The organism is Duganella aceris, from assembly GCF_011090165.1.
Lineage (GTDB): Bacteria > Pseudomonadota > Gammaproteobacteria > Burkholderiales > Burkholderiaceae_D > Rugamonas > Rugamonas aceris.
Genome location: NZ_JAADJT010000005.1, coordinates 33,686 through 60,318 on the forward strand (window position 1 = coordinate 33,686; position 26,633 = coordinate 60,318).

Genomic DNA, 26,633 nt, shown 5'->3' on the forward strand with positions numbered 1-26,633 from the left:
CATGGTTTCCATCACCGCGCTCAACAGCGCAACGTCGGAGCAACTGGTCCAGGGCTTGTCGCCCGACGACGGCGCGCGCATGCTGGCGGCGCTGGACTTCGCCGGCGGCGCCTATGGCGACAAGATCGGCAGCAGCGGCCAGTCGGCGCTGGAGTTTTCGGTCGGCGTGGCCAGCACGCTGGCCTTCCTGCGCACCGACGTCGAGACCCGCATCGCCGGATTGATGTTTGAATTGACGCTGCTCGACACCGCCCAGGCGGTGATCATCGAACCGCGCTTCGGCCCGGCCGTGGGCGACCTGGTGGCCGGCGTGCGCCAGTTGATCCGGCTGCGCGAGCTGACGCAGAATCAAAGTTCGCAAGGCCTGGGACGCGGCCGCAACGCGGCGCAGCTGGCGGTGGCGCAAGTCGAAACCCTGCGCAAGATGCTGCTGGCGATGGCCTCCGACATGCGGGTGGTGCTGGTGCGGCTGGCGTCGTGCGTGACGACCTTGCGCTATTTCGCCGACATCAAGCTGTTCAACGACATGACCTGCGCCTACGGCCGCGAGACGCTGGACCTGTACGCGCCGCTGGCCAACCGGCTCGGGATCTGGCAGTTGAAGTGGGAGCTGGAGGATTTGTCGTTCCGCTTCATCGAACCGGAAGCGTACAAGCGCATCGCCAAGATGCTGGAAGAGAAGCGCATGATGCGCGAAGGCTTCGTCACCAACGCCATCGCGCGGCTGCAATCGGAGATGGCCTCGGCCGGGATCCAGGCCGAAGTGTTCGGCCGGCCCAAGCACATCTACTCAATCTGGAGCAAGATGAAGGGCAAGGAGCTGGACTTCACCGACTTGTACGATGTGCGCGCCTTCCGCGTCATCGTCGAGGACGTCAAGACCTGCTACACGGTGCTGGGCGTGGTGCACAACATCTGGACCCCGATTCCGAAGGAATTCGACGATTACATCTCGCGGCCGAAGCCGAATGGCTACCAGTCGCTGCACACGGTGGTGACGGCCGAGGACGGCCGGCCGCTGGAAGTGCAGATCCGCACCCAGGAGATGCACAGCTTCGCCGAGTACGGCGTGGCCGCGCACTGGCGCTACAAGGAAGAGGGCGGTTCCAACTTCGCCGGCCAGAAGTACGACGAGAAAATCGCCTGGCTGCGCCAGCTGCTGGCGTGGAAGACCGACGTCGCCGACGCGGTGGTCGGGCAGGAAGACCAGCAGCGCGAGTGGGTCGAGAAGCTCAAGGCCGCCGCGCTGGACGACCGCATCTTCGTGCTGACGCCGCAGGCGCGGGTGCTGGAATTGCCGGTGGGCGCCACGCCGGTCGACTTCGCCTATCACCTGCACAGCGATGTCGGGCACCGCTGCCGTGGCGCGCGCGTCGACGGCGTGATGGTGCCGCTGAACACGCCGCTGAAAAACGGCCAGACCTGCGAGATCATCACCGCCAAGGGCGCGCCTGGCACGGCGGGGCCGTCGCGTGACTGGCTCAGCGACGAGTACACGGTCGCGACGCGGACGCGGTCCAAGATCCGTGCCTGGTTCCATGCGATCGACATGCAGGAAACGCTGTCGCACGGCCGCGCCATGGTGGAGAAATCGCTGCAGCGCGAAGGCAAGACAGCGGTCAACCTGGAGGCGCTGGCCAACAAGCTGGGCTTCGCCAAGGTCGACGATCTGTTCCTGTCGGTGGGCAAGGATGAATTCAGCCTGCGTCAGGTCGAGCACGCCTTGCACGACACCGGCGAGCCGGTCGAGGTGGAAGACGCGGTGGTGCTGGGCAAGAGCCGGGCGTCGAGCGTGGAGCAGGGCGCCAAGTCGGGCGTGCTGGTGGTCGGCACCGAAGGCTTGATGACGCAGCTGGCCAAATGCTGCAAGCCGGCGCCGCCGGATGGCATTGTCGGCTTCGTCACGCGCGGCAAGGGGGTGTCGATCCATCGCGCCACGTGCAAGAACTTCGCCGAGATGCGCACCAAGGCGCCGGAGCGGGTGATCGTCACCGAGTGGGGGCGCGCCGGATCGGATACGGTGTACCCGGTCGACATCTTCATCCTGGCGGGCGACCGGCAGGGGTTGTTGCGCGACATTTCGGAAATTTTCTCGCGCGAGAAGATCAACGTCATCGGCGTCAACACGCAGAGCGCCAAGGGCTTCGCGCGCATGACCTTCACCGCCGAAATCGGCGCCACGGCGCAACTGCAAAAAGCGCTGAACGCCATCACCGAAGTGAGCGGCGTGCAGGAAGCCCGCCGCGCTTAAATCCGATGTCCTACTCCGGGGTCAGAGCTAAAAACTGGACACGGGCTCTACCGTAGCGGCCGCTACGGTAGAGCCCGTGTCCAGTTTTTAGCTCTGACCCCGGAGTATTAGGACATTGTGCGGGAGATGCCGGCCGAGATCGCCTCGGCCAGCAGGTGGACGTGGTAGCCGTCGACGAAGCCGTGGTGCGCCTGCACCGCCATCGTCATCGCCAGCTTGCCGTCGTCGCGCGGCTCGCTGAAGCGGCCCCAGGCCAACGAGGGGATGTCGTAGGTCTTGTGCTGGTAAATCGGATGTTCTATCGAGTTCAGCTTCAGCCACGGCATGCAGGTGATGTGGATGTTGCGCCGCTGGTCGTATTCGCTGAGGGCTTCGCTGGTGTTGATCACCTTCTCGCTGGCCTCGGCGATGCGCTTGGAGGCCACGCTGCGCGCGATGAACTCGTTCAAGTCTGCCGACATCTCGAAGCGGGCGAAGTTCAGGTTCTGGTCCTGGTTGATGACGGTGTAAGAGGCCATGAAGTCGTCGATCTTGATGACCTCGCCCTGGTGGATGCGGTACATGAAGTTGTCGATGCCCTGCAGCGCGTGCAGCACGTGATACAGGAAGAAGTGGAACGGCGGCAGGCCGTTGGCTTTGCAGTACGGCCGGAAGTCCGGCACCGTCAATTCAAAGCTCAAATTAACCAGGGGGTTTTCGAACGATGCGAAGGCGTTGTACCGGTCGCGGCGTTTTTCAAAGTTGTGCATGGTGCGTGGTTCTGAGTGGAGCGAGGCGTTATTTTAATTGATCTGCCGCCAGGACCGCCTTCAATATGTTTTCCGACCTTAGCTGCCCGTAGCCCTTGCCGTAGGCGCTGGACGTCACCGCCACCACCATGTCGCGCGACGGCACCACGTAGATCTTGTTGCCGCCGTTGCCGGAGGCGAAGTGCACCCGCACCGCGCCGCCGTTCACCGTTTGCGTTTTGGCGTACCAGAAATAGCCGTAGTCGTCGGCATAGCGGTCGGTGTCGCCGATGCGTACGTGCGGCGCCAGCATGGTCTCGATCCAGCCCGCGCTGATGACGCGGCGGCCGTCGTAGACGCCTTTGCCCAGCACCATCTGGCCGATCCGCGCCAGATCCAGCGCGCGCAGCGACAGGTTGCCTTGTCCTTTTGGATGGCCGGCCGTGTCCGCGATCCATTGCCAGCGCGCGATGCCCAGCGGCTCGAACAAGGTCTGGCGGGCGAAGTCGTCCAGCTTCGTGCTGGTCGCTTGTTCGATCACCAGGCCGGCGATGTAGGCGGTGGCGGAGTTGTAGCGGTATTGCGTGCCGGGCGCGGTCTGGCGCGGAATCGCCAGCGCGAACGCGACCGGATCGGCGGCGTCGTCCATCTTGTCTTCATTGCCCGGCGAGGCGGGATCCTCATCGAAGGCGTCCAGGCCGGAGCGCATGCTCAGGACGTTGTCGAGCGTGGCGTCGGCGATCGCGCTGCTCCGGCTCGCGGGCCAGTATTGGCCGACCTTGCCGGCGGCACTGAGCTTGCCGCGATCGGCGGCCGCGCCGGCCAGCAGGGCGGTGATGCTTTTGCCGGCGGAGCGGACATCGTGCAGCGTGTCGGCGGTCTCGCCGTTGTAATAGCGCTCGGCGACGACCGCGCCGTGGCGCAGCACCACCACCGCGCGCAGGTCGGGGTGGTCATCGCGATCCCATTGCGCCAGCGCGCCTGCCAGCGGCGTTTCGGCGTGGGCCGCGCCGCCGGCCAGCAGCAGCGCGGCGGCCAGATGCCTGGCGCGATTCATTTCACCTCCTGCGGTGCGACTTCGGCCTGCAAGGTGATGTGGTCGATGCCGTGCTTTTCCAGCAGCATGGCTTTGATCGCGTGCAGGATCTCGGGCCAGCGCTCGAGGTCGACGATTTCGACGTGGCCGATCAGCGCCGGCTGGCCGGGCGACATGTCCCAGACGTGCAGGTCATGCACCGAGCAGACGCCGGCAATCTGTTCCAGGTCGGCACCGACCTTTAAATAATCGATCTGGTCCGGCACGCCCTCCATCAGGAAGTGATAGGACTCGCGCAGCACGCCAATGGTGGATTTTAAAATCAGCAGCGCCACGAACAGTGACAGCAGCGGGTCGATCTGCATCCAGCCGGTGTAGTAGATCACCACGCCGGCCAGCAGCGCCGCCACCGAACCCAGCAAGTCGCCGATGACGTTGACCAGCGCGGCGCGCGTATTCATATTGCTGTCGCCGCGCGACAATATATAGGCGAGCACCAGATTGATCACCAGCCCGACGCCGGCGACGATGAACACCGTCGCGCCATGCACCTGCTCCGGCTGCGAGAACCGCTGCACCGCTTCGAAGCCGATCCACCCGACCAGCAGCATCAGCACCAGGCTGTTGACGAAGGCCGCCAGCGCTTCGGCGCGGCCGAAGCCGAACGAGTGGCGCGCCGACGGCGGCCGCTTGGCGATCAGCTGCGCCAGCAAAGCCAGCCCCAGCGCTGCGGCGTCGGTGACCATGTGGCCGGCGTCCGAAATCAGCGCCAGCGAATTCGACATGAAGCCGGTCACCACTTCGACCACCGCGAAGCCGAGCGTCAACACCAGCGACCACGCCAGCACCGACTGGCTGCGCTGCACCGTGTAGTGGCGGTGCTCGGCGTCGCCGTCACGGTGTTCGTGCAGGTGGGCGGAGGGCGAGGAGCTAGGCTGGATGCTGGTTTCGGCTGACATGGCTTATCGTTGGAATGGTGGATAGCTGTAGTCTAATGTATGCGCGGCGATGCCGCCGCGCATCTTCATAGTGTGTTCTGTAAATGTTTCCTATGAATACCCTTGTTTTTCTCCGAATCGCTCTCTATAATGCTGGTCTTCGGGCGGTTAGTTCAGCTGGTTAGAATACTTGGTCGACATCCAAGGGGTCGGGGATTCGAATTCCTCACCGCCCACCAGAACATGTAGTGGCAGTAAAAAGAGTAGTAAAATTTGCAGTACCACGGGCGGTTAGTTCAGCTGGTTAGAATACTTGGTCGACATCCAAGGGGTCGGGGATTCGAATTCCTCACCGCCCACCAGAATATATGTAAGAGCGAGAAAGGCAATCCGGTTATGACACCGCGAACTACTACCAAGCTTTGGGAGTGACGCTAGTCGATCGGGATTCTTTTTGCTCAAAAAAAGAGAAAACGCGGCTAGCCCGCGTTTTTTTTCGTCCGCGTTTTTGTTTAATCTATTTGTTGTACTACACTTGGCCCCTGCGCCGATATGGAGATCGCTATGCTTTCAGTTCGCCTTCCTGATGGTTCTGCCCGTGAATTCGATGGCCCAGTCACCGTTGCTCAAGTGGCGACCAGCATCGCTACCAGTCTGGGCAAAGCCGCGCTTGCCGGCAAGGTCGATGGCAAGGTGGTCGATACTTCCTTCCTGATCGAGAAGGATTCGGACCTGGCCATCATCACCGATAAGGACCCTGAGGGTCTGGACGTGATCCGCCACTCGACCGCCCACTTGCTGGCCTACGCCGTCAAGGAGCTGTTCCCCGACGCGCAGGTGACCATCGGCCCGGTGATCGAAAACGGTTTCTACTACGACTTCTCGTACAAGCGTCCGTTCACGCCCGACGATCTGGTCGCGATCGAAAAGAAAATGACCGAACTGGCCAAGAAGGACGAGCCGGTCACCCGCAAGGTGCTGCCGCGCGACGAGGCCGTGGCCTATTTCAAGTCGATCGGCGAAGCGTACAAGGCCGAGATCATTTCGTCGATTCCGGCCGACCAGGATGTGTCGCTGTACTCGGAAGGCAAGTTCACCGATCTGTGCCGTGGTCCGCACGTGCCGTCGACCGGCAAGCTGAAGGTGTTCAAGCTGATGAAGCTGGCCGGCGCCTACTGGCGCGGCGACAGCAAGAATGAAATGCTGCAGCGTGTGTACGGCACCGCCTGGACCAAGAAGGAAGACCAGGAGCAGTACCTGTTCCAACTGGAAGAGGCGGAGAAGCGCGACCACCGCAAGCTGGGCAAGCAGCTGGACTTCTTCCACTTCCAGGACGAGGCGCCGGGCTTGGTGTTCTGGCATCCGAAGGGCTGGACCATCTGGCAGCAGGTCGAGCAATACATGCGCAACAAGTACCAGGTCAATGGCTACCAGGAAGTCAAGGCGCCGCAGATCCTGGACTCCAGCCTGTGGGGCAAGACCGGCCACTGGGACAACTATCGCGAAAACATGTTCGTGACCGAGTCGGAAAATCGCTCCTACGCGCTGAAGCCGATGAACTGCCCGGGCCACGTGCAGATCTTCAATAGCAATATGCGTTCGTACCGCGACCTGCCGCTGCGCTACGGCGAGTTCGGCCAGTGCCACCGCAACGAGCCGTCGGGCGCGCTGCACGGCATCATGCGCGTGCGCGGCTTCACCCAGGACGACGGCCACATCTTCTGCACCGAAGAGCAGATCGAGCCGGAAGTCGTGTCCTTCCACACCCAGGCGATGGAAGTCTACAAGGACTTCGATTTCCACAACATCGACGTCAAGCTGGCGTTGCGTCCGGACAACCGCATCGGCACCGATGAAGTCTGGGACGAGGCCGAGGACGCGCTGCGCTCCGGGCTGCGCGCCTGCGGCGTGACCTGGACCGAGTTGCCGGGCGAGGGCGCGTTCTACGGTCCGAAGATCGAATACCACCTGAAGGATTCGCTGGGCCGTCCATGGCAGGTCGGCACCATGCAGGTCGACTTCTTCATGCCGGAGCGCCTGGGCGCTGAATACGTGGCGGCCGACAACAGCCGTCAGGTGCCGGTCATGCTGCACCGTGCGATCGTCGGTTCGATGGAGCGCTTCATCGGTATCCTGATCGAAAACTACGCCGGCGCGCTGCCGGCGTGGCTTGCTCCGGTGCAAGTTTCGGTGTTGAACATCTCCGACGCGCAGGCCGAATATGTGGGGCAGGTGGCTGAAAAGCTGCGCCGCAGCGGCTTCCGCGTTCAGACCGATTTGCGTAATGAGAAAATAACCTATAAAATACGTGAACATTCCGTCCAAAAACTGCCTTACATTCTGGTTGTGGGCGACAAAGAGCGGGATGCCAACACCGTCGCCGTGCGGGCACGGGGTAATGTCGATCTGGGCGTCATGTCCATCGATGCCCTGATAGAGCGACTTCAACAAGATGTCGCCAATAAGGCCTGAATCGCACTGGCAATTCATTAGATTTTAAAAGGAATCACCATAGCTACTGACAAGTCGCATCGCATCAATGGCGAAATCACTGCCCCTGAAATGCGTTTATCCGGGGTCGATAACGAGCCGCTCGGTATCGTGAGTTTGGCCGAAGCCTTCCGCCTGGCGGAAGAAGCAAACGTCGACCTGGTCGAGATCGCGCCTACCGCGGTCCCGCCGGTCTGTCGTTTGATGGACTACGGCAAGTTCAAGTATTCGGAGCAGAAAAAGGCTCACGAAGCGAAATTGAAGCAGAAAATCATCGCCGTGAAGGAAGTCAAATTCCGTCCGGGCACCGATGACGGCGACTACAATATCAAGCTGCGTAACCTCATCAAGTTCCTCGATGAAGGCGATAAAACCAAGATCACGCTGCGTTTCCGCGGTCGTGAGATGGCGCACCAGGATATTGGCTTCCGCATGCTGGAACGTCTGAAGGCCGATCTGGAGCCGTACGGCCAGGTCGAGCAGTTCCCGAAGATGGAAGGCCGCCAGATGATTATGGTGTTGTCTCCGAAGAAGAAGAAGTAAACCCGCGACGGTCTCGAACGGGTTCGCCGTTTCGATTCTGGGGTCAGACCCCGTTCGGGGTCTGACCCCGCCTTGCCGGGGTGAAACGGGCGCCCATCGGCGCCAGTTTTTATTTCGTGCAGATTTCCTGCAAGTCGGCTATAATCGCCGGCTGTAGTAAATGTAGTGGACTCGCATCCGCTGCAAAAACAAGTGAGAGCAGGCATCTAAGCGCAGCGTAGTGTTGCCACCTGTAATCCTGTTTGATATGGAGCTACCCAAAAGGGTAGATTGCTATGCCAAAAATGAAAACCAAAAGCTCCGCGAAGAAACGTTTTCGCGTGCGTCCAGGTGGTACCGTCAAGAGTGGCCACGCTTTCAAGCGTCACATTCTGACCAAGAAGACCACCAAATCGAAGCGCCAACTGCGCGGTATCACGAACGTTGATGCGGCTGACGTGAAATCCGTCATGCGCATGATGCCAACCGCTTAATCTCACACTCAATTTAAGGAGTTACTATGCCTAGAGTAAAACGTGGGGTTACAGCTCGTGCCCGTCATAAAAAAGTATTAAACCTGGCCAAGGGTTACCGTGGTCGTCGCAGCAAGGTTTACCGTGTTGCCAAGCAAGCAGTCATGCGCGCTGGCCAATACGCTTACCGCGACCGTCGTAACAAGAAGCGCGTCTTCCGCCGTCTGTGGATCGCCCGTATCAACGCCGCTTCCCGTGAGCATGGCGTGACGTACAGCGTCTTCATGAATGGTCTGAAGAAAGCTGCTATCGAGCTGGACCGTAAAGTCCTGGCCGATATGGCTGTGATGGACAAGCCAGCGTTCGCTGCGATTGTCAACGTCGTGAAAGCAAAAATCGCTGCTTAATGCATTGATTTACGATACGTCGCCGCGCTGTCATTAGCGCGCCGGCGGCAAAGAACGGGGCAAAGGTTGATACCTGTGCCCCGTTTTTGATTGAGGATAAGAAAAACGCATGGACTCCCTGGAACAACTCGTCGCCTCAGCAGTGCAGGATTTCGACGCGGCCAAAGACGACGCCGCCGCACTGGAAAACGCCAAAGCCAAATATCTGGGCAAGACCGGCCAGATCACCGAATTGATGAAGGGCCTGGGCAAGCTCGACCCGGACGCCAAGAAGGCGCAGGGCGCGCTGATCAACGCCGCCAAGCAGCAGATCGAAGCCGCGCTGACCGCGCGCCGTGACGCGCTGGCCGAAGCCCAGCTGCAAGCCCGTTTGAACGCCGAGGCCATCGATGTCTCGCTGCCAGGCCGCGGCCGCGCCGGCGGCGGCATCCATCCGGTGATGCGTACCTGGGAGCGGGTGGAGGAGATCTTCCGCTCGATCGGTTTCGACGTGGCCGACGGCCCCGAAATTGAAAACGACTGGACCAATTTCACCGCCTTGAACAGCCCGGAAAACCATCCGGCGCGTTCGATGCAGGACACCTTCTATATCGAAGGCGACGACAGCGAAGGCAAGCCGTTGCTGTTGCGCACCCACACCTCGCCGATGCAAGTGCGCTACGCGCGCAGCCACACGCCGCCGATCAAGGTGATCGCGCCCGGCCGCACTTACCGCGTCGACAGCGACGCCACCCACTCGCCGATGTTCCACCAGGTCGAAGGCCTGTGGATCGCCGAGAACATCAGCTTCGCCGACCTGAAGGGCGTGTACCTGAACTTCGTCAAGGCCTTCTTCGAGACCGACGACCTGCAGGTGCGCTTCCGTCCGTCGTATTTCCCGTTCACCGAGCCGTCGGCCGAGATCGATATCGCCTTCGGTTCCGGTCCGCTGAAGGGCCGCTGGCTGGAAGTGTCCGGCTCGGGCCAGGTGCATCCGTCGGTGGTGCGCAACTTCGGCCTCGACCCTGAAAAATACATCGGCTTCGCGTTCGGCTCCGGCCTGGAGCGCCTGACGATGCTGCGTTACGGGATCAACGACCTGCGCCTGTTCTATGAAGGCGACCTGCGTTTCCTGAAGCAGTTCAACTAATACGAGACCCCGGCACCGTCATTCCCGCGAAAGCGGGAATCCATGCTGAGGCGATGACGCCCGCGTTCTATGGATTCCCGCCTGCGCGGGAATGACGGGCTAGCGATAACTAGAAAGCTGATTATGCAATTCTCCGAAAACTGGCTCCGTACCATGGTCGATCCGAAGATGACTTCGGACGAACTGGCCCACCTGCTGACGATGTCCGGCCTGGAAGTGGAAGAAGTCGAAGCGGTGGCGCCGCCATTCTCCAATGTCGTCGTCGGTCTGGTGCGCGAGATGGCCAAGCACCCGAACGCCGACCGCCTCAACGTCTGCCAGGTCGACGTCGGCACCGGCACCTTGCTCAACATCGTCTGCGGCGCGCCGAACGTGCGCCCGGGCCTGAAGGTCGTCTGCGCCATGGCCGGCGCGGTGCTGCCGCCGGGCGCGGACGGCAAGCCGTTCGAAATCAAGGTCGGCCAGCTGCGCGGCGTCGAGTCGCAGGGCATGTTGTGCTCGGCCAAGGAACTGAAATTGTCGGAAGAGGGCAGCGGCCTGCTGGAACTGCCGGACGACGCGCCGGTCGGCCAGAACTTCCGCGACTACTACGCGCTGAACGACCTCAAATTCACCATCAAGCTGACCCCGAACAAGGCGGATTGCCTGTCGGTGCTGGGCGTGGCGCGCGAAGTGTCGGCGCTGACCGGCGTGGCGCTGAATGTACCGCAATTCCGCACGGTCGCCGTCAACAGCGCCGAAGTGCTGCCGGTGAAGATCTCGGCGCCGGACCTGTGCGGCCGCTTCTCCGGCCGCGTGATCCGCAACCTGAACGCCAAGGCCGCCACCCCGGACTGGATGAAGCAGCGCCTCGAGCGAAGCGGCCAGCGCTCGGTGTCGGCGCTGGTCGACATCTCCAACTACGTGATGCTGGAGCTGGGCCGTCCGACCCACGTGTTCGACCTGGCCAAGATCCACGGCGGCCTGGACGTGCGCTGGGGCAAAAAGGGCGAGACGCTGAAGCTGCTCAACGGTAATACCGTCGCCATCGACGAGTGGGTCGGCGTGATCGCCGACGACAAGGAAATCGAATCGCTGGCCGGCATCATGGGCGGCGACGCCACCGCCGTCTCGCTGGAAACGGAATCGATCTACCTGGAGGCCGCTTTCTGGTGGCCGAACGCCATCCAGGGCCGCGCCCGCAAGTACAACTTCTCGACCGACGCGGCGCACCGCTTCGAGCGCGGCGTCGACTACGCGACCACGGTCGAGCACATCGAACGCATCACCGCGCTGCTGGTGGAAATCTGCGGCACCACCACCACCCAGGTCGGCCCGGTCGACGACCAGAGCGTCAACCTGCCGCAGCCCCAGCCGGTCAAGCTGCGCACCGCGCGCGCGCAGAAGGTCATCGGCGTGGCGCTGGACGACCAGGTCATCGCCGACATCTTCACCCGCCTGGCGCTGCCGTACACGCTGGCCGACGGCGTGTTCAGCGTGACCGCGCCGTCGTACCGCTTCGACATCGAGATCGAGGAAGACCTGATCGAGGAAGTGGCGCGCGTCTACGGCTTCGAGAACATCCCGACCGTGGCGCCGGTGGCCGCCAACACCATGATCATCGCGCCGGAAAACACCCGGTCGCTGTTCGCGGTGCGCCACCAGCTGGCCGACCTGGGCTTCCAGGAAGTGGTCAACATGAGCTTTGTGGAAGCGTCGTGGGAGCAGGATTTCGCCGCCAACGCCAATCCGATCAAGCTGCAAAACCCGATCGCCAGCCAGATGAGCGTGATGCGCTCGACGCTGATCGGCAGCCTGGTGGCCAATGTGCGCTACAACCTGAACCGCAAGACCAACCGAGTCCGCGTGTTCGAGACCGGCGCCGTCTACCTGCGCGACGCCGCCATCCCGGACGGTCCGCTGACCGTGGCCGGCTACCACCAGCCGAAGCGCGTCGCCGCGATCGCCTACGGCGGCGTGGCGGACGAACAGTGGGGCCAGGACAGCCGCGCGGTTGACTTCTTCGATCTGAAGGCCGACCTGGAGCATCTGTTCGCGCCGCTGCCGCTGCAATTCGTCAAGGCCGAGCACCCGGCGCTGCATCCCGGCCGCTCCGCCAACGTGCTGCTGGACGGTAAAGTCATCGGCTTCATCGGCGAGCTGCACCCGCGCTGGCTGCAGAAATACGAACTGCCGAACGCCGCCGTGGTATTCGAGGTGGATGCCGTTGCCTTGCAGCAACGACCTGTGCCAAAATATGACGAGATTTCCAAGTTCCCGGGCGCGACCCGCGATCTGGCGGTGGTCGTCAAGCAAACGGTGCCGGCGCAGGATTTGCTCGATGCATTTAATGCAGCAGTGCAATCAGTTCCGCAAGGAAAGATCGTGCAAGCCATTGTTTTGTTTGACGAATATCGTGGCAAAGGTTTGGAGTCGGATGAAAAATCGCTTGCTTTCCGCTTTAGCTTGCAAGATACTCAAAACACGCTGCAAGACGATGTGGTGGAAGCCGTGATGGCCGCCGTAGGTGATGCGGCCAAGCAAAAACACGGTGCCCGTCTGCGCACGTAACTCATCCGTAGTTTGACTAATGGGAGTCCGGCCTGTGCCGGACTCATTCGTTCTTAGATAAGGCAGGGCAGGAAAATTAATAATAACGACGTTGATTCCGCCGTACTCCAATCCGCATTGGCTGCCGATTTGCACCGGGCCATGCAGGTCGCCAAAGTACGCCAGGATGCCGAAAAAGATTTGCCTACGCTGACCAAGGCGGAGCTGGCCGAACTATTGTTCGAACAGGTCGGCCTGAACAAGCGCGAGGCCAAGGACATGGTGGAGACCTTCTTTGACGAGATTCGCAACGCGCTCGAGCGTGGCGAGGCCGTCAAGCTGTCCGGCTTCGGCAATTTCCAGTTGCGCGACAAGCCGCAGCGCCCGGGCCGCAATCCCAAGACCGGCGAAGAGATCCCGATCACGGCGCGCCGCGTCGTGACTTTCCATGCCAGCCAAAAACTCAAGGGCATGGTCGAAGAGAGCAATCCGATGGCGCGCGCCGCCTGAGTGGGAGCTGAGCTGTGATGAACGATCGTCTCGCCAAGTCCGAACTGGTCGTCTTGCCGCCGATACCGGCCAAACGTTACTTCACCATCGGTGAGGTCAGCGAGCTGTGCGGCGTGAAGCCGCACGTGCTGCGGTATTGGGAGCAGGAATTCACCCAGCTCAAACCGGTCAAACGGCGCGGCAACCGGCGCTATTATCAGCACCACGAAGTGCTGCTGATCCGCCGTATCCGCGAATTGTTGTACGAACAGGGCTTCACCATCAGCGGCGCGCGCAATAAACTCGACAGTCGTGCCTACGATGGCGCTGCGGGAGAGTATGATGATGGACGGGCTGTCAACGGCGCGCATCCTTCAAGCGTTGCTGCACCGCTGGACCGTGAGATGATCCGCAGCGAGCTGCTGTCGATCCTGCGCCTGTTACAGCCCGAATAGCACGAAAAGATGCGCACCGCTGCCGCGCGCAGCGGCTTGCGGATTGATTGCTGCTATACTTTCAATATTATTTTATTATCAGCGACGCTGATGCGCGGTGGCGTAAGTCCGAGCGTAGGCCGGGCACGACGAGAGGAAACAATGATACGCGTTGCCATTTGTGACGACCATCAAATTGTAAGAGCTGGCTTTAAACAGATTTTTTCGGCGTCGGACGATTTCGACGTGGTGGCGGAAGCCGGTACCGGGCGCGAAGCGCTGGATATCGCGCGCCGCGAGATTTGCGACGTGCTGTTGCTGGACATCGCCATGCCCGATCAGAGCGGCATCGATACCCTGCGCACCATCCGCCAGGGTCAGCCGGATCTGCCGGTGTTGATCCTGTCCGGTTATCCGGCGCAGCAGTACGCGCTGAACCTGTTCAAGATGGGCGCCAACGGCTATCTGAACAAGGAATGCGAGGCGGACGAGTTGATGACCGCGGTGCGCACCGTGTTCCAGGGCCGGCGTTACGTCAGCTCCACCGTCGGCGAGTTGCTGGCGCAGAGTTTCGACCGCGATCCGAACACCGCGTTGCACACCGAGCTGTCGGATCGCGAGTTCCAGGTGTTCCTGCGGCTGGCGCGCGGCGCCACCGTGTCCGACATCGGCGTGGCGCTGTCGCTGAGCATCAAGACCGTCAGCACCTACCGGACCCGCATCATGGAAAAAATGGGCATGCAGTCGAATTCCGACCTGACCTATTACGCCATGAAAAATAATTTATTGGAATAAATACACGGCGCGCACTCTTGAGGTGCGTTCCCGCACAGACGTTTTCCTTACGGTCTATAATTTGGTTAGCATGGCCCATCCGCGCCTGCTTAACCAATGAAGGAAACACATCGGGATGTATTTCACCGTCGAAACAGCGCCGCATCATCGCCTGCCGCTGTACAAGACCGTCTTGTGCGTGACCTGTGCTTTGCTGCTGATCGTCAACGGATTCAGCCTGTTCCATAATTTGCAAGCATTGCGCGGTGCGCAGGTCCTGCTGGGGCAGACCGCGCGCGTCGCCGACCGCCTGCAATACCTGAATGTGCTGGTGCTCGATGCCGAAAGCAGCACGCGCAGCTATTTCCTGTCCGGCCGCGAGTCCTACCTGGGCCCGACCAAGACCGTGCTGGCCGATACCGAGACCGAATTCAAGGAACTGGAAAAGCTGCTGGCCGACAGTCCCTCGCAGCTCAAGAACCTGACCCAACTGCAAACCCTGGTGCGGCGCCGGCTCGGCATCATGAGCCAGGCCATCGATGTCTACCGCGAGGGCGGGCTGAGCGAAATCGTCAACATCGCCAAGCTCAGCGACGACCGCGCCAGCATGGACGAGATCCGGCTGCTGGTGGTCATCATGGAGCAGGAACAGAACGAAACGCTGGCCACGCGCAGCGCCATGTTCTATCAGGAATACCAGAAGGCGGTCTTGCTGGGCATGAGCATCAACGCGGTCGCCATCGTGGTGTTGATCATGTTCTATCAGCTGGTGCGGCGCAGCTTCGCGGTGCGCGCGGCCACCGAACATGCGCTGCAAAGCGCCAACGAAAACCTGGAATCCACCGTACAGCAGCGGACCGAGCAGCTATCGGTGTTGTCGCGCCATCTGATCTCGATCAGCGAGGAAGAGAAGGTGCGCCTGTCGCGCGAACTGCACGATGAAATGGGCGCCAACCTGACTTCGATCAGCATGGACATCGCCGCCGTCACGCAGCAATTGCGCAAGACGCATCCGGAGCTGGCCGAGCAGCTCAAGCACGCGCGCGCCACCCTGGTCGAGACGGTCGAAATGAAACGCCGCATCGTCGAAAATCTGCGGCCGAGTTTGCTGGACAATCTGGGCCTGTGCGCCGCGATTGAAAGTTATTGCGACGAGTTCAGCCGCCTGTCGCAGCTGCGCTGCGACTGCCATATCGGCGCCGACATCGAGAGCGAGGCGCGCCAGTCCGGCGACCTGTCGATCGCCTTGTTCCGCATCGTGCAGGAATCGCTGACCAATATCCGCAAGTACGCCAAGGCCAGCCGCGTCACCGTGACTTTGAACCACAGCGGCGAAGGCCTGATGTTGCGTATCATCGACGACGGCATCGGCATCGCCTCCGACACCATCATCAAACCCATGTCGCACGGCCTGTTGGGCATGCGCGAACGGGCTTTGTTGCTGGGCGGCTCGCTGACCATCCGTCGCGGCCGCAACGATGCGGGAACCTGCATCGAGGTCGCCATTCCCTTGCGCGGCATGGAAGGCAACCGGCAAAACACCGCGCCCGCCGAGGAGCGCCGCGCTGCCGCCAATCCGCCGGTGGTCGCGCCGTTTGTTGAAGCGTCGCCGACGTCGGGCTTGCCGCCCGCCATCAGCGAAGTGATCAGCAGCGTGCTACATCCAGCAGCAGACGGTCGTACTCCGTCTTCGCCACCTTATAGCACTCACCCGCATACGCCTCCAAGCCTGAGCGATCAAGCACAGTGATGTTGCCGCGGCGGTAGGTGATCAAGCCTTCGTCCTGCAATTTGCCGGCGGCCGCGGTGATGCTCTCGCGGCGCACGCCCAGCATGATGGAAATCATTTCCTGGGTCACCTTCAGTTCGTTCGCCGGCGAGCGGTCCAGGCGGTCCAGCAGCCAGCGGCACAGCTTTTGTTCGATCGAGCTGTGACGGCCGCCGACGGCGTTCTGCGCCATCTGCGCGAACAGCGCGGTGTTGTAGCGCATCAGCAGCGCCGGCAGCGCGCCGCCTTGGTTGAACGCGTCGCGCAGGTGCTGCGCCTTCATGCGGTAGCCGTAGCCGGCCGCCTGCACCACGGCGCTGCACATGGCGCGCTCGCCTTCGAACAGCGATACGCCGACCACGCCCTCATGGCCCACCACGGCGATCTCGGTGGTGGCGCCGTCTTCCATCACGTACAGCAGCGAGACGATGGCGGTGGTCGGGAAGTACACATAATCCATCGCGCCGCCGAATTCGAACAGCTCCTTGCCGAACGGCAGGGTGACCATTTCCAGATGATCGAACAGCGATTCCAGCACGTCGCGCGGAAGCGCGGCCAGCAATTCGTTTTGCTGGGTGCCGCTGAAGGTGACAACAGGCCGGGATGCAACCTTGAATTCTTTGGAACCGACCGGCATGGTGCGCGAGACGGTGGCTTTTTCGGTTGCGGTGCGTTGGGTGTTGTTCATTGTGTTCCTCACTATCTGATGCGATGTACAGTGACGTAACTTTATTGCCATTGTTAGTTCGCGAACATAAGAGGGGCGGACGCCCAAATGTAGGCGTGCAACATGGGGAGCTGTAGTCCTGGTCCTACGCGGTGCGCTTGCTCATCGCTGTTCTTATAGGAAAGGCGCGTGCATAATGCATAAATCCTGACGACGTGGCGCACGAATATGCATGTACTGGTAGTGGAAGACGATGCCGTCCTGGCCGACGGCCTGAGCCGTGTATTGAGCGGCCACGGCATGGCGGTCGAGGTGCTCGGCAACGGCACCCAGGCGGATCTGGTCCTACAACGTTCCGAGCAAACGGAGGTGGTGGTGCTCGACATCGGCCTGCCCGGCATGGACGGGTTTGAAGTGGTGCGCCGCCTGCGGGCGCGCGGCAGCCAGGTGCCGGTGCTGCTGCTGACGGCGCGCGACGCCATCGAGGACCGGGTGCGCGGGCTGGAACTGGGCGCCGACGATTACCTGGTCAAGCCTTTCGCCACCGCCGAGCTGGTCGCGCGGCTGAAGGCGCTGGTCCGGCGCAACACGCCCAAGCCGGCGCTGCTGGCGCTGGGCGATCTGTCGCTGGACCTGGCCGCCAAGCGGGCACGGGTCGGCGACAAGACGGTCGAGCTGTCGGTGCGCGAGTGGGCGGTGCTGGAATACCTGTTGCAGCACGGCGCGCGGGTGGTGTCCAAGCAGCAGATCATCGACGCCATCCTGCCGTGGGGCGACGACCTGACCCTGAACGCGGTGGAAGTGTATATTTCGCGGCTGCGGCTGAAGATCGCCGACGCCGGCGTCACCATCCGCACCATCCGCGGCTTCGGCTACATGCTGGAGCAGACGCCGCCCGCGTCATGACCAGCATCCGACTGCGCCTGCTGAAGTGGCTGATCGTGCCGGTGCTGCTGATCAACTTGGGCGGCGGCGCCTTGACCTACATGCTGGCGTGGGCGCCGGCCGGCGCGGCCGCCAGCAGCGGGCCGCAACGCGAGCAGATGCGGCAAGCCACGCTGCGCGCGCTGGTGCTGCTGGAGGTGGTGTTGACGCTGGCCTCGGTGGGGCTGGTCTGGTTTTCCGTCAGCAGCGCGCTGCGCCCGCTGAACCGGCTGCGCGCCGGCCTCAACGCGCGCGACGGCGACGACCTGGCGCCGATCGCCGCCGCCGACGTGCCGTATGAGCTGGAGCCGGTGGTGTCGTCCTTCAACGGCTTGCTGGACAAGGTGGGCGAGGGCGCCCGCGCGCGCCAGGACTTCCTGGCCAACGTGGCGCATCAGCTGCGCACGCCGCTGGCCGGCTTGCGGACGCAGCTGGAATGGCTGGGCGCGCGCCACGCCGAGCCGGAGACCGCGCACTCGGTCAAGCTGATGCTGTCGGCCACCGAGCGCATGATCCGCCAGACCAATCAGCTGCTGTCGCTGGCGCGCGCCGAACCGAATCATTTCGAAAAGACCCGGCTCGAACCGCTGGCGCTGAACGCGCTGGTGGAGGACGCGATCCAGTCCTTCGTCGACCAGGCGTCGCTGAAGGCGATCGACATCGGCTTCGACCTGCGGCCGGTCAGCATCCACGGCGACCGCTTCCTGCTGCGCGACCTGATCGACAACCTGATCGACAACGCCATCCGCTACACGCCGGCGCGGGGCACGGTGACGGTCAGCTGCGGCCCGGACGGCGACGGCGGCCTGCTGAGCGTCGAGGACAATGGCCCCGGCATCCCGCCGGCCAAGCGCGAGCAGGTGTTCAGCCGCTACGTCCGGCTCGACGACAAGACCCACGGCAGCGGCCTCGGCCTGGCGATCGTGCGCGACATCGCGGCGGTGCACGGCGCCGCCTTGTCGATCGGCGACGCCGCCGACGGCCGGGGCGCGTTGTTTTCCGTGCGGTTTCCCTGAATAATCGCGCTAATTTCTCATTGTCAGGAATTTGTCAGGGTTTCCTCAGGGAAATGCAAGCTTGCGCGGCTACACTCCATGCTAGAGATAAACTATGGGAGTGGACGATGAAACGCATGCAACGCGGTTTTACCCTGATCGAAGTCCTGGTCACCGTGGCGATCGTCGGCATCCTGATGGCGGTGGCGGTGCCGGCCTACAGTGACTATGTGGTGCGCGGCCGCCTGAGCGAGGCGTTCGTCGCGCTGGGCGGGGTGCAGCCGGCCGCCGAACAATACTGGTCCAACCAGCGCAAATACGATGGCTTCGACACCACCAGCGCCTTCCCGGCCGCGACTCCCAATTTCACCTACGCGCTGAGCGCGGCCAGCGCCTCCGCCTACACCGTCACCGCCACCGGCATCGGCAAGATGAACGGCTTCGTCTACACCATCAACCAGAACGGCACCCGCACCACCACCGGCAGCCCACCCGGCTGGGGCACCAGCGCCAGTTGCTGGGTCGACCACAAGGGTGGCACATGTTCCACCAACTAAGCCGGCGGCCGGGCGGCTTCACGCTGATCGAGCTGCTGGTGACGCTGACCATCTTCGGCATCATGCTGGCGATCGGCCTGCCCAACGCCAGCAACTGGCTGCTGACCAACCGCGCCCGCAGCGCCGGCGAGTTCTACGCCGAAGGCTTCGCCATGGCGCGCCGCGAGGCGGTGTCGCACAACACCTTCAGCCGCATCTCGCTGACGCCCAACGGCAATAACGGCCAGTTCGACTGGCAGGTCGACATCTGCTTCGTCTCGCTGGCGACCGCCTGCGGACCGAACGACGATGGCTGGTCCACCACCGACACGCCGTCCGGCAACGATCCGCAGGGCTTGAACGGCTTCCGCTCGGTGTTCCGCAACGCCGATCCGCTGCCGCCGGTCGACGTGCTGCAGCCGAGCAGCCTGCCGGTCGGCACCTCGCAGGTGTATTACACCGCGCTGGGCTGGGTCGACACCAATTTCCCCGACAACCTGACCCGGCTGCGGCTCGACCCGGCGGCCCGCTACGCCAACGAAGTGCCGGTGGTGGCGCTGTCGATCACGCTGGCCGGCATGCCGAGCAAATGCAATCCGACCCTGCCGGCCTCCGACAACCGCGCCTGCCCGCCATGAAGACCACGCTGAAACCCCGCCCCGCGCCCGGCCGCCAGTCCGGCATCGCACTGCTGGAGGTGATGATCGCCATCGTCATCCTCGGCATCGGCCTGCTCGGCACCATCGGGCTGCAGGCGCGCGCGTATTCGGCGCTGTCGGACGCCGGCATGCGCGCCGAGGCCACGCTGGCCAGCGAAAAGCTGATCGGCACGCTGAGCGCCGACCTGCCCAACGTGCTCGGCTACAACCTGGTGGCGGGGGCGAATCCGAATTCGCTGCTCAAGCCATGGGTGCTGGAAACCCAGCAGAACATTCCCGGCGCGGTGATCTCGGTGGCGGTGCAGCCGCAGCCGGCCGCCAACCGCGCCCAGGTGAACATCGTCATCCAGTGGCAGCGCAAGGCCAACACCGAGCCCAACACGCACCACGTCACCGCCTACGTGGCGATGTGAGATGAGGACCGACATGATGCAATCCATGCCACGCCGCCACGGCGGCTTCTCCCTGGTGGAACTGATGGTCAGCGTGGTGATCGGCCTGCTGGCCTTGTTGTTCGCCACCCGCCTGGTGGTCAGCGGCGAGACCAACAAGGACGCCGCCATCGGCGGTTCCGACTCGATGCAGAACGGCATGCTGGCCTTGTTCTCGCTGAGCGGCGACGCCGGCATCGCCGGCTGGGGCCTGAACGACCGTACCGTGTCCGGCTGCGACACCACCTTCTTCGACCAGCGCGGCTACCAGCTGCTGACCGTCAAGCGCGACGGCGCCGACGTCACGCCGCTGGCGCCGGTGGTGATCCAGTCCAACGGCGCCGAGCCGGACGTGATCTCGTTCAACAGCGGCAGCTCCAACGCCGGCGTCGGCTCGATGCTGATGACGGCCGACTACGGCGGCGAGAACTTCGTGGTGGCCTCCGAAGGCTCGCCCTACGGCTACTCGCCGGGGGACGTGCTGCTGGTGGCGGCGCAGGCGCCGGACCGGCCGTGCACGCTGATGCAGGTGTCCGGCTTCATGCCGCCGCCGCTGGACACCCGGATGACGCTGACCACCGGCGGTGTCTACCGCTACAACCAGATCGCCGGCATGGCCCAGGCCTACAAGAAAAACGTCACCTATATGTACAACCTCGGGCAGCCGGACCGGCTGCACTTCCACACCTGGTCGGTGCGCAACGGCGTGCTGCGCTTGCGCGCCACGGACCTGGCCGGCGCCGAAGCGGCCGGCACGACGGTGGTCGACAACGTGGTGTCGATCAAGGCGCAATACGGTTTCGATACGCGCGTGGTCAGCGACTGGAATCCGAATCCCTCCGGCAACGGCATCGACGCCTCCAAGGTCAATCCGCTGGGCGGGATCCAGGTCACGCGCTGGAGCGGCGACATGATCAACGCCGACGGCGACGCCGAGACCGGCGGCCTGGGCGACTACCAGCGCATCGCCGCCGTGCGCATCGCCGTGGTGGCGCGTAGCAAGACGGCGGAAAAACCGGCGGCCGACGGCACTTGCTCGGCCACCACCGTGCTGCCGACCGTGTTCGGCGGCGCCGCCCCGGCCAGCGTGCCGGCGGTGCCGGTGCAGGTCAACGTGGCGGTGGCGGGCGACACCCTGAACTGGAAGTGCTATCGCTACCGGGTGTTCGAAACCATCGTGCCGTTTCTCAACTCGCAATTCAGGCCATGACGATGCGCTCCTTTTTCCGCAGCCGCCAGCGCGGCATCGCCCTCCCGATCATCCTGATCATGCTGACGGTGATGATGGTCAGCAGCATCTACCTGCTGCGCTCCAGCACCTCCAGCACGATGACGACCTCCAACCTGGCGTATGACGCCGCGTTGAGCAAGGCCGCCGACGCCGGGCTGCACGCCGCGTTCACCTACCTGCGCACGGTGGTCAACAAGAACGACTTGCTGGTCAACCAGGCCGGCGCCGGCTACGTGGCGACGCTGCCGCAGAACTGGACCGTCAGCAATCCGAATTTCTGGCTGGGCTCGCTCACGCTGGCGCCGGACGACGACGGCAACCGGATCGAGTATGTGATCCACCGCATGTGCAACCTGAACGGATCGTACGACGTGCCGCCCAACAAATGCCAGACCACGGCGCCGCGCCCCGACCTGGCCGGGCCGCGCCAGCTCGGCGAGACGCTCAAGCGCGACGCCAACAACCTGGCCAGCGCGGCGCAGATTCATTACGTGGTGACGGCGCGCGTGTTCGGTGTGCGCGGCGGCAATGTGGTGACGCAAGGCGTCGTCATGAAAGGGCCGTGAGGCCGTGCTTTATTTGAATGGATCCATCATGAACAAGCTCTATACCGCGCTGGCCCTGCTGCTCGTGCTGGCGTCGCAGGCCATGGCCGCGCCGACCCAGATCGCCCAGGTGCCGCTGCTCAACATCACCGGCACCGGCACCGTCAAGCCCAATCTGATGCTGCTGTTCGATAACTCCGGCTCGATGGACCAGACCTACACGCCGGACTACGTCAACGACAACCTGTGCCGCAGCAGCGTCTCGCTGGTGGCCGGCGTCACCGCCTGCGCGGTGGGGCATCCGCCGTTCATGAGCCCGGACTTCAACAAGCAGTACTACAATCCGAAGATCCGCTACACGGTGCCGATCAAGTCGGACGGCACCTTCTATCCGGAACAGACGGCGGCCAACACCAGCAACTGGACCTCGGTCAGCGGCGACGGTTTCGGCGCGCACAAGGCCGACCTGTTCGGCAACAGCGTCACCGCCAACATCAATCTGGTCAGCGGCTTCCCCGACCTCAAGTGGTGCGCGTCGAGCAGCAGCAGCGACTGCAAGTTCAACAGCTCGACCTACGCCTATCCGGACGCCACCTACCGCAGCGCGGTGGACATCGTCACCGGTCCGTATTACTACACCATCGGCGTCGGCCAGTACTGCACCGACGACACCATGAAGACCTGCAAGTCGACCACCATAGGCGGCAGCGCGCCGGCCGGCTATCCAGTGCCGGTCAAGGTGCGCTGGTGCAGCGACAAGCTGCTGACCACCTGCCAGGGCAAGCGCGTCGGCAGCTTCATCTATCCGGCGTATTCGGCGCCGGCCGGCGCGGTCGCCTCGTACGGCACCATCGCCATCGGCGTCTCGGCCGGCGGCAACGCGCTCACCATCAGCAATATCGCGATCGCCGAATCCGGCGGCAGCGTCAACATCACCAGCGGCGTGATGACCGCCAGCGCCGGCACCAACACCGCGATCAAGCAGCAGACCATGGCCAGCACGGTGGCCGCCAACATCATCGCGCGCAGCACCACCAACCAGTACTACGCGTGCGTCAAGACGCCGACCGGCCAGGCCAGCGTGCCGGCCTGCAGCGTGTTCGGCATCACCCTGACCGCCGACAACGTGGTGGCGGTGGTGCCGGTCAGCTGCACCGGCACCAAGAACCTGACCAACTGCATCACCGTCAACGACAGCTCGCGTTCGGGCTGGGGCATCACCGTCACCGCGCCGTCGGTGCGCATCGCGCCGGCCTATATTTCGTTCACCGGCACCACCTCCAACAGCGGCACGCCGTCGGTCGGCACCTTCAAGTACAACAACGGCTCGAACACCGACCTGTTCAGCAGCCTGAACGTCGGCAAGAGCCAGAGCGCGGTCCAGGTCGCCGCCACCATCGCCACCAAGATCGGCACCGGCGGCACCTATAAAGGCTATGTCGGCGACAACACCGCCTGCGTGCGCAGCGGCCTGGGCACGGCCGCCGTGTGCGTGGTCGACAGCGGCTCGGCGGCCAACGCCGGCGCGATCACGCTGGCCAGCGGCAACAACGGCGGCACGCTGGCGTGGACCTACACCCCGGCGCAGATGGACAGCATTCCAACCACCACGGCGGCGTTGTCGGCCGGTTCCAGCGGACCGAATCCCTTCGTGCGGGTCAACCTGGTGGCCGGCCAGACTTATCCGAAGACCAGCGAGCGCACCGATTGCGCCGGCGCGACCTGCACCTACACCGAAGAGATGACCAACTTCGCCAACTGGTACGCGTACTACAAGAGCCGCCTGCAAATGATGAAGACCTCGGTCGGCATCGCCTTCTCGCCGATCACCGCCAATTACAAGGTCGGCTATGTCAAGCTGTCGGCCGCCGGCGCAGGCAGCGCGATCGACCAGAAACCGGCCGACTTCACCGGCAGCGCGCGCGCCACCTGGTACAGCACGCTGTACGCCACCACCACCTCGGGCTCGACCCCGATCCGCACCGCGATGGACAATGTCGGCCGCATGTTCGGCAATCTGTCGCCGTATAACTACGCCGCCGGCCAGGAAGTGGTGCAGTACCCGTGCCAGCCGAATTTCCTGATCCTGACCACCGACGGTTACTGGAACGGCAGCAGCACCAACAACGTGGTCAACAACGACAACGTGGAAAACCCGGCGCGTTTCTGCACCTTGTCGTCCGGTTGCGTCGACACCCGCGCGCAGACGCAGCCGTCGATCTCGGACGTCGCGCTGCACTGGTATAACGGCGGCTCCAGCACCACCACCGTGTCGCTGCGGCCGACGCTGGAGCCGGACATGACGCGGCCGGGCTCGGTGCCGGCCGCCAACGGCGAGAACACCCACCTGCACATGAACACCTACACGCTGGGTCTGGGCGTGGACGGCGTCATGAACTACGAGCCGGCCTACGACACCGCGCCGAAGAGCGGCGGCGACTTCTACAACCTGATCACGCAGGCGCCGACCGGCTGTCCATGGAACGGCAACGGCCCCTATGTCTGGCCGAATCCGGACACCACCAACACCGCCAGCACCGTGCAGGAACGGGTGGACGATCTGTGGCACGCCGCCATCAACGGCCACGGCAAGTACTTCAGCGCGCAGGATCCGAAGGACGTCATCAACGGCCTGAGCGAAGCGCTGTCGAACATGCAGGTGCGGGTCGGCTCGGCCGCCGCCGCCGCGACCTCGACCCCGAACATCACGCTGACCGACAACGACATCTTCTCCGCCACCTTCACCACGGTGCGCTGGTACGGCGAGCTGACCGACAAGAAGATCGATCCGAGCACCGGCAACGTCTCGGCCACGGCCAGCTGGAACACCAGCAGCACGGTCGGCGCGCAGGCGACCCGCAAGATCTACATGATGCCGGCCAACGCGGCGCCGAATTCCGATCCGGTGGACTTCTTGTTCAGCAATATGTCGGCCGACGCCACCACCAAGGGCTGGTTCGAAAACAAATGCAGCCTGCTGGCGCAATGCACGCTGCTGTCGGCGGCCGACAAGGCCATCGTCAACAGCGGCGCCAACCTGGTCAACTGGCTGCGCGGCGTGCAGACCTACGCCGACGACACGCTGTTCCGCGCCTACAGTTCCACCACCAACGCAGCCGGCACCGCGGTGCCGATCGTGGTGGGCGACATCGCCTCGTCCAAGCCGGCCTTCGTGCGGGCATCGACCAACAGTTATTCGGACACCGCCTACGCCATCTTCAAGGACAAGACCACGCTGCGCGAGGGTACCGTGTACGTCGCCGCCAACGACGGCATGCTGCACGCCTTCAATTCGGCGACCGGCGCCGAGCGCTGGGCCTATGTGCCGCGCATCACCATGAGCAAGCTGGCGGCGCTGGCCAGCACCACCTACGGCACCAACCACCAGTTCACCGCCGACGGCTCGCCCGAAGTGGCCGACGTGATGATCGGCGGCGCCTGGAAGACGGTGCTGGTCGGCGGCCTGAACGCCGGCGGCCGCGGCTTCTACGCGCTCGACATCACCGACGAGAAAGCGCCCAAGGTGCTGTGGGAACTGTGCGCCGATCCGGCGGTCTGCCCGACCAACAACGACAAGAACTTCGGCCTGAGCTTCGGCAATCCGCAGTTCGGCACCTGGAAGGACGGCAGCGGCGCGGAGCGCTGGGTGGTGTTCCTGACCTCCGGCTACAACAACATTCCCGGCACCGACGGCTACGGCCAGGGCGACGGCGTCGGCATGCTGTACATCGTCGAAGTCGGCACCGGCAAGGTGCTGGCCAAGAAATCCACCGGCGAGGGCGACACCACCACGCCGTCGGGGCTGGCCAAGATCACCGCGATCAGCGACGACCCGCTGGCCGACGCCCGCGTCACCTATGTGTACGGCGGCGACAACACCGGCAAGATGTGGCGCTTCGACCTGACCAGCGACGTCGGCGTGGTGAACGTACTGAAGATGGGCGACGCCGGGCTGAAGAAGCCGATCACCACGCGGCCGGACGTGACCCAGTGCGGCGTGCCGGTGACCACCACCGACGCCTCGGGCGTCAGCAGCACCAAGGTGACGGCCTCGCGCGTGGTGTTGTTCGGCACCGGCCGGCTGCTGGACGTGACCGACACCAGCAACACCGACGTCCAGAGCCTGTACGTGCTCAAGGACAGCGGGGTGGCGCAGGGCACCATTCCCAACAGCACGATGGTGGAGCAGACGCTGAGCATCAAGGGATCGGCCAGCAATGTGGTGACCTACGCGGTGACCAGCAACCAGGTCGACCTGACGCAGAAGAACGGCTGGTATTTCGACTGGAAGCTCAATCCGGGCGAACGCATGAACCTGGATCCGCAAATCGTCAGCGGCGTGGCCAACGTGGTGACCAACGTGCCGTCGTCGTCGTCGGCGTGCTCGGTGGGCGGCACCAGCAATCTGTACCAAGTGAACGTCTGCAACGGCCAGGGCGTCAACGGCGACCCGGCCGGCAGCACGCTGTCGACCACCTCGGCGGCGGTCGGTTTCATCATCGTCCGCCTGCCGAGCGGGCAACTGAAGCTGATCACCACCTTCGCCGACGGCAGCAACGCCACCGTCAAGACCAAGGAGCTGTACACCGCCGACGCGCACCGGGTCGGCTGGCGCCGGGTCAAGGGCGAGTAGGGGGAGGGCGCCGCCGCGAAACAGTTCCGACGGCGGCGCCAAGT

Annotated in this window: 23 protein-coding genes and 2 tRNA genes; 21 read left to right on the plus strand and 4 right to left on the minus strand. The window is 63.4% G+C overall.

Annotation, left to right across the window (positions count from 1 at the left end):
• Window position 1: 1 nt before the first annotated feature.
• Window positions 2-2,251, plus strand: coding sequence for a RelA/SpoT family protein (locus GW587_RS11920; protein WP_166102852.1), 2,250 nt, complete (start codon window positions 2-4; stop codon window positions 2,249-2,251).
• A gap of 107 nt (window positions 2,252-2,358) precedes the next feature.
• On the opposite strand, the gene GW587_RS11925 is transcribed toward GW587_RS11920, so the two are convergent.
• The 3 genes from GW587_RS11925 to GW587_RS11935 are packed head-to-tail and all read right to left on the minus strand — an operon-like array spanning window position 2,359 to window position 4,974.
• Entirely contained in the window at window positions 2,359-3,000 is a 642-nt protein-coding gene (locus GW587_RS11925) for a CatA-like O-acetyltransferase (RefSeq protein ID WP_166102854.1), read from the minus strand.
• A gap of 28 nt (window positions 3,001-3,028) precedes the next feature.
• Entirely contained in the window at window positions 3,029-4,036 is a 1,008-nt protein-coding gene (locus GW587_RS11930; RefSeq protein WP_166102856.1) for a serine hydrolase domain-containing protein, read from the minus strand.
• On the minus strand, window positions 4,033-4,974 hold the full coding sequence (locus GW587_RS11935; RefSeq protein ID WP_166102859.1) for a cation diffusion facilitator family transporter: 942 nt from the start codon (window positions 4,972-4,974) through the stop codon (window positions 4,033-4,035). Before GW587_RS11935 ends, GW587_RS11930 begins: the two co-directional genes overlap by 4 nt.
• A 141-nt stretch (window positions 4,975-5,115) precedes the next feature.
• Here GW587_RS11935 and GW587_RS11940 point away from each other — a divergent pair.
• The 12 genes from GW587_RS11940 (at window position 5,116) to GW587_RS11995 (ending at window position 15,950) form a co-directional block, all read left to right on the plus strand.
• Window positions 5,116-5,192, plus strand: a tRNA-Val gene (locus GW587_RS11940).
• A gap of 46 nt (window positions 5,193-5,238) precedes the next feature.
• A tRNA-Val gene (locus tag GW587_RS11945) sits at window positions 5,239-5,315 on the plus strand.
• A 202-nt stretch (window positions 5,316-5,517) separates the two neighbouring features.
• Window positions 5,518-7,425 (plus strand): threonine--tRNA ligase, encoded by a 1,908-nt coding sequence (gene thrS, locus GW587_RS11950; RefSeq protein ID WP_166102862.1) that lies wholly within the window; start codon window positions 5,518-5,520, stop codon window positions 7,423-7,425.
• A 21-nt stretch (window positions 7,426-7,446) separates the two neighbouring features.
• Window positions 7,447-7,986, plus strand: a complete 540-nt coding sequence (infC, locus tag GW587_RS11955; RefSeq protein WP_071658961.1) for a translation initiation factor IF-3 — start codon at window positions 7,447-7,449, stop codon at window positions 7,984-7,986.
• Between the two features lie 275 nt (window positions 7,987-8,261).
• Window positions 8,262-8,459 (plus strand): 50S ribosomal protein L35, encoded by a 198-nt coding sequence (rpmI, locus tag GW587_RS11960; protein WP_099416965.1) that lies wholly within the window; start codon window positions 8,262-8,264, stop codon window positions 8,457-8,459.
• A gap of 26 nt (window positions 8,460-8,485) precedes the next feature.
• Window positions 8,486-8,845 (plus strand): 50S ribosomal protein L20, encoded by a 360-nt coding sequence (gene rplT / locus GW587_RS11965; protein WP_166102864.1) that lies wholly within the window; start codon window positions 8,486-8,488, stop codon window positions 8,843-8,845.
• A 109-nt stretch (window positions 8,846-8,954) separates the two neighbouring features.
• Window positions 8,955-9,974: a phenylalanine--tRNA ligase subunit alpha gene (gene pheS / locus GW587_RS11970; RefSeq protein WP_166102866.1), complete on the plus strand. Its 1,020-nt coding sequence runs from the start codon at window positions 8,955-8,957 to the stop codon at window positions 9,972-9,974.
• A 123-nt stretch (window positions 9,975-10,097) separates the two neighbouring features.
• On the plus strand, window positions 10,098-12,524 hold the full coding sequence (gene pheT / locus GW587_RS11975) for a phenylalanine--tRNA ligase subunit beta (RefSeq protein ID WP_166102869.1): 2,427 nt from the start codon (window positions 10,098-10,100) through the stop codon (window positions 12,522-12,524).
• Window positions 12,525-12,665: 141 nt separating this feature from the next.
• Entirely contained in the window at window positions 12,666-13,013 is a 348-nt protein-coding gene (locus GW587_RS11980) for an integration host factor subunit alpha (protein ID WP_019919772.1), read from the plus strand.
• Between the two features lie 17 nt (window positions 13,014-13,030).
• Window positions 13,031-13,447: a MerR family transcriptional regulator gene (locus GW587_RS11985; protein WP_166102871.1), complete on the plus strand. Its 417-nt coding sequence runs from the start codon at window positions 13,031-13,033 to the stop codon at window positions 13,445-13,447.
• 141 nt (window positions 13,448-13,588) lie between these two features.
• Complete coding sequence (locus tag GW587_RS11990) at window positions 13,589-14,221, plus strand: response regulator (protein WP_166102873.1); 633 nt, start codon at window positions 13,589-13,591, stop codon at window positions 14,219-14,221.
• Window positions 14,222-14,336: 115 nt separating this feature from the next.
• Window positions 14,337-15,950, plus strand: coding sequence for a CHASE3 domain-containing protein (locus GW587_RS11995; protein WP_166102875.1), 1,614 nt, complete (start codon window positions 14,337-14,339; stop codon window positions 15,948-15,950).
• Here the strand turns inward: GW587_RS11995 and GW587_RS12000 are convergent.
• The gene (locus GW587_RS12000) at window positions 15,847-16,656 is read right to left on the minus strand and encodes a Crp/Fnr family transcriptional regulator (RefSeq protein WP_166102878.1); all 810 of its coding nucleotides are present in this window, start codon (window positions 16,654-16,656) and stop codon (window positions 15,847-15,849) included. The genes GW587_RS11995 and GW587_RS12000 overlap by 104 nt on opposite strands.
• A gap of 207 nt (window positions 16,657-16,863) precedes the next feature.
• Here GW587_RS12000 and GW587_RS12005 point away from each other — a divergent pair, with 207 nt between their 5' ends.
• From GW587_RS12005 to GW587_RS12040, 8 genes are all read left to right on the plus strand, one after another.
• Window positions 16,864-17,541 (plus strand): response regulator transcription factor, encoded by a 678-nt coding sequence (locus GW587_RS12005; RefSeq protein WP_166102881.1) that lies wholly within the window; start codon window positions 16,864-16,866, stop codon window positions 17,539-17,541.
• Window positions 17,538-18,575, plus strand: a complete 1,038-nt coding sequence (locus GW587_RS12010) for a sensor histidine kinase (RefSeq protein WP_166102883.1) — start codon at window positions 17,538-17,540, stop codon at window positions 18,573-18,575. The genes GW587_RS12005 and GW587_RS12010 overlap by 4 nt, the downstream gene beginning before the upstream one ends.
• Window positions 18,576-18,682: 107 nt before the next feature.
• On the plus strand, window positions 18,683-19,111 hold the full coding sequence (locus tag GW587_RS12015; protein WP_166102886.1) for a type IV pilin protein: 429 nt from the start codon (window positions 18,683-18,685) through the stop codon (window positions 19,109-19,111).
• Entirely contained in the window at window positions 19,096-19,728 is a 633-nt protein-coding gene (locus GW587_RS12020) for a pilus assembly FimT family protein (RefSeq protein WP_166102889.1), read from the plus strand. The genes GW587_RS12015 and GW587_RS12020 overlap by 16 nt, the downstream gene beginning before the upstream one ends.
• Window positions 19,725-20,162: a type IV pilus modification PilV family protein gene (locus tag GW587_RS12025; protein ID WP_166102892.1), complete on the plus strand. Its 438-nt coding sequence runs from the start codon at window positions 19,725-19,727 to the stop codon at window positions 20,160-20,162. Before GW587_RS12020 ends, GW587_RS12025 begins: the two co-directional genes overlap by 4 nt.
• A gap of 13 nt (window positions 20,163-20,175) precedes the next feature.
• The gene (locus GW587_RS12030; protein ID WP_166102894.1) at window positions 20,176-21,390 is read left to right on the plus strand and encodes a PilW family protein; all 1,215 of its coding nucleotides are present in this window, start codon (window positions 20,176-20,178) and stop codon (window positions 21,388-21,390) included.
• A 2-nt stretch (window positions 21,391-21,392) separates the two neighbouring features.
• Entirely contained in the window at window positions 21,393-21,977 is a 585-nt protein-coding gene (locus tag GW587_RS12035) for a pilus assembly PilX family protein (RefSeq protein ID WP_166102897.1), read from the plus strand.
• 28 nt (window positions 21,978-22,005) lie between these two features.
• Window positions 22,006-26,589, plus strand: coding sequence for a pilus assembly protein (locus GW587_RS12040; RefSeq protein ID WP_166102900.1), 4,584 nt, complete (start codon window positions 22,006-22,008; stop codon window positions 26,587-26,589).
• The last annotated feature ends 44 nt before the right edge of the window (window positions 26,590-26,633 follow it).

Excerpts from the sequence above, each read along its gene's own strand:
- GW587_RS12040 (WP_166102900.1), top strand. The coding sequence starts at position 22,006 with ATGAACAAGCTCTATACCGCGCTGGCCCTGCTGCTCGTGCTGGCGTCG.
- GW587_RS11990 (WP_166102873.1), top strand. The coding sequence starts at position 13,589 with ATGATACGCGTTGCCATTTGTGACGACCATCAAATTGTAAGAGCTGGC.
- pheS (WP_166102866.1), top strand. The coding sequence starts at position 8,955 with ATGGACTCCCTGGAACAACTCGTCGCCTCAGCAGTGCAGGATTTCGAC.
- GW587_RS11930 (WP_166102856.1), bottom strand. The coding sequence starts at position 4,036 with ATGAATCGCGCCAGGCATCTGGCCGCCGCGCTGCTGCTGGCCGGCGGC.
- GW587_RS11980 (WP_019919772.1), top strand. The coding sequence starts at position 12,666 with ATGCAGGTCGCCAAAGTACGCCAGGATGCCGAAAAAGATTTGCCTACG.
- pheT (WP_166102869.1), top strand. The coding sequence starts at position 10,098 with ATGCAATTCTCCGAAAACTGGCTCCGTACCATGGTCGATCCGAAGATG.
- GW587_RS12000 (WP_166102878.1), bottom strand. The coding sequence starts at position 16,656 with ATGAACAACACCCAACGCACCGCAACCGAAAAAGCCACCGTCTCGCGC.
- GW587_RS12005 (WP_166102881.1), top strand. The coding sequence starts at position 16,864 with ATGCATGTACTGGTAGTGGAAGACGATGCCGTCCTGGCCGACGGCCTG.
- GW587_RS12025 (WP_166102892.1), top strand. The coding sequence starts at position 19,725 with ATGAAGACCACGCTGAAACCCCGCCCCGCGCCCGGCCGCCAGTCCGGC.
- GW587_RS11995 (WP_166102875.1), top strand. The coding sequence starts at position 14,337 with ATGTATTTCACCGTCGAAACAGCGCCGCATCATCGCCTGCCGCTGTAC.
- rpmI (WP_099416965.1), top strand. The coding sequence starts at position 8,262 with ATGCCAAAAATGAAAACCAAAAGCTCCGCGAAGAAACGTTTTCGCGTG.
- GW587_RS12015 (WP_166102886.1), top strand. The coding sequence starts at position 18,683 with ATGAAACGCATGCAACGCGGTTTTACCCTGATCGAAGTCCTGGTCACC.
- GW587_RS11920 (WP_166102852.1), top strand. The coding sequence starts at position 2 with ATGGTTTCCATCACCGCGCTCAACAGCGCAACGTCGGAGCAACTGGTC.
- GW587_RS11925 (WP_166102854.1), bottom strand. The coding sequence starts at position 3,000 with ATGCACAACTTTGAAAAACGCCGCGACCGGTACAACGCCTTCGCATCG.
- GW587_RS11935 (WP_166102859.1), bottom strand. The coding sequence starts at position 4,974 with ATGTCAGCCGAAACCAGCATCCAGCCTAGCTCCTCGCCCTCCGCCCAC.
- rplT (WP_166102864.1), top strand. The coding sequence starts at position 8,486 with ATGCCTAGAGTAAAACGTGGGGTTACAGCTCGTGCCCGTCATAAAAAA.
- GW587_RS11985 (WP_166102871.1), top strand. The coding sequence starts at position 13,031 with ATGAACGATCGTCTCGCCAAGTCCGAACTGGTCGTCTTGCCGCCGATA.
- GW587_RS12020 (WP_166102889.1), top strand. The coding sequence starts at position 19,096 with ATGTTCCACCAACTAAGCCGGCGGCCGGGCGGCTTCACGCTGATCGAG.
- GW587_RS12035 (WP_166102897.1), top strand. The coding sequence starts at position 21,393 with ATGCGCTCCTTTTTCCGCAGCCGCCAGCGCGGCATCGCCCTCCCGATC.
- GW587_RS12030 (WP_166102894.1), top strand. The coding sequence starts at position 20,176 with ATGATGCAATCCATGCCACGCCGCCACGGCGGCTTCTCCCTGGTGGAA.
- thrS (WP_166102862.1), top strand. The coding sequence starts at position 5,518 with ATGCTTTCAGTTCGCCTTCCTGATGGTTCTGCCCGTGAATTCGATGGC.
- GW587_RS12010 (WP_166102883.1), top strand. The coding sequence starts at position 17,538 with ATGACCAGCATCCGACTGCGCCTGCTGAAGTGGCTGATCGTGCCGGTG.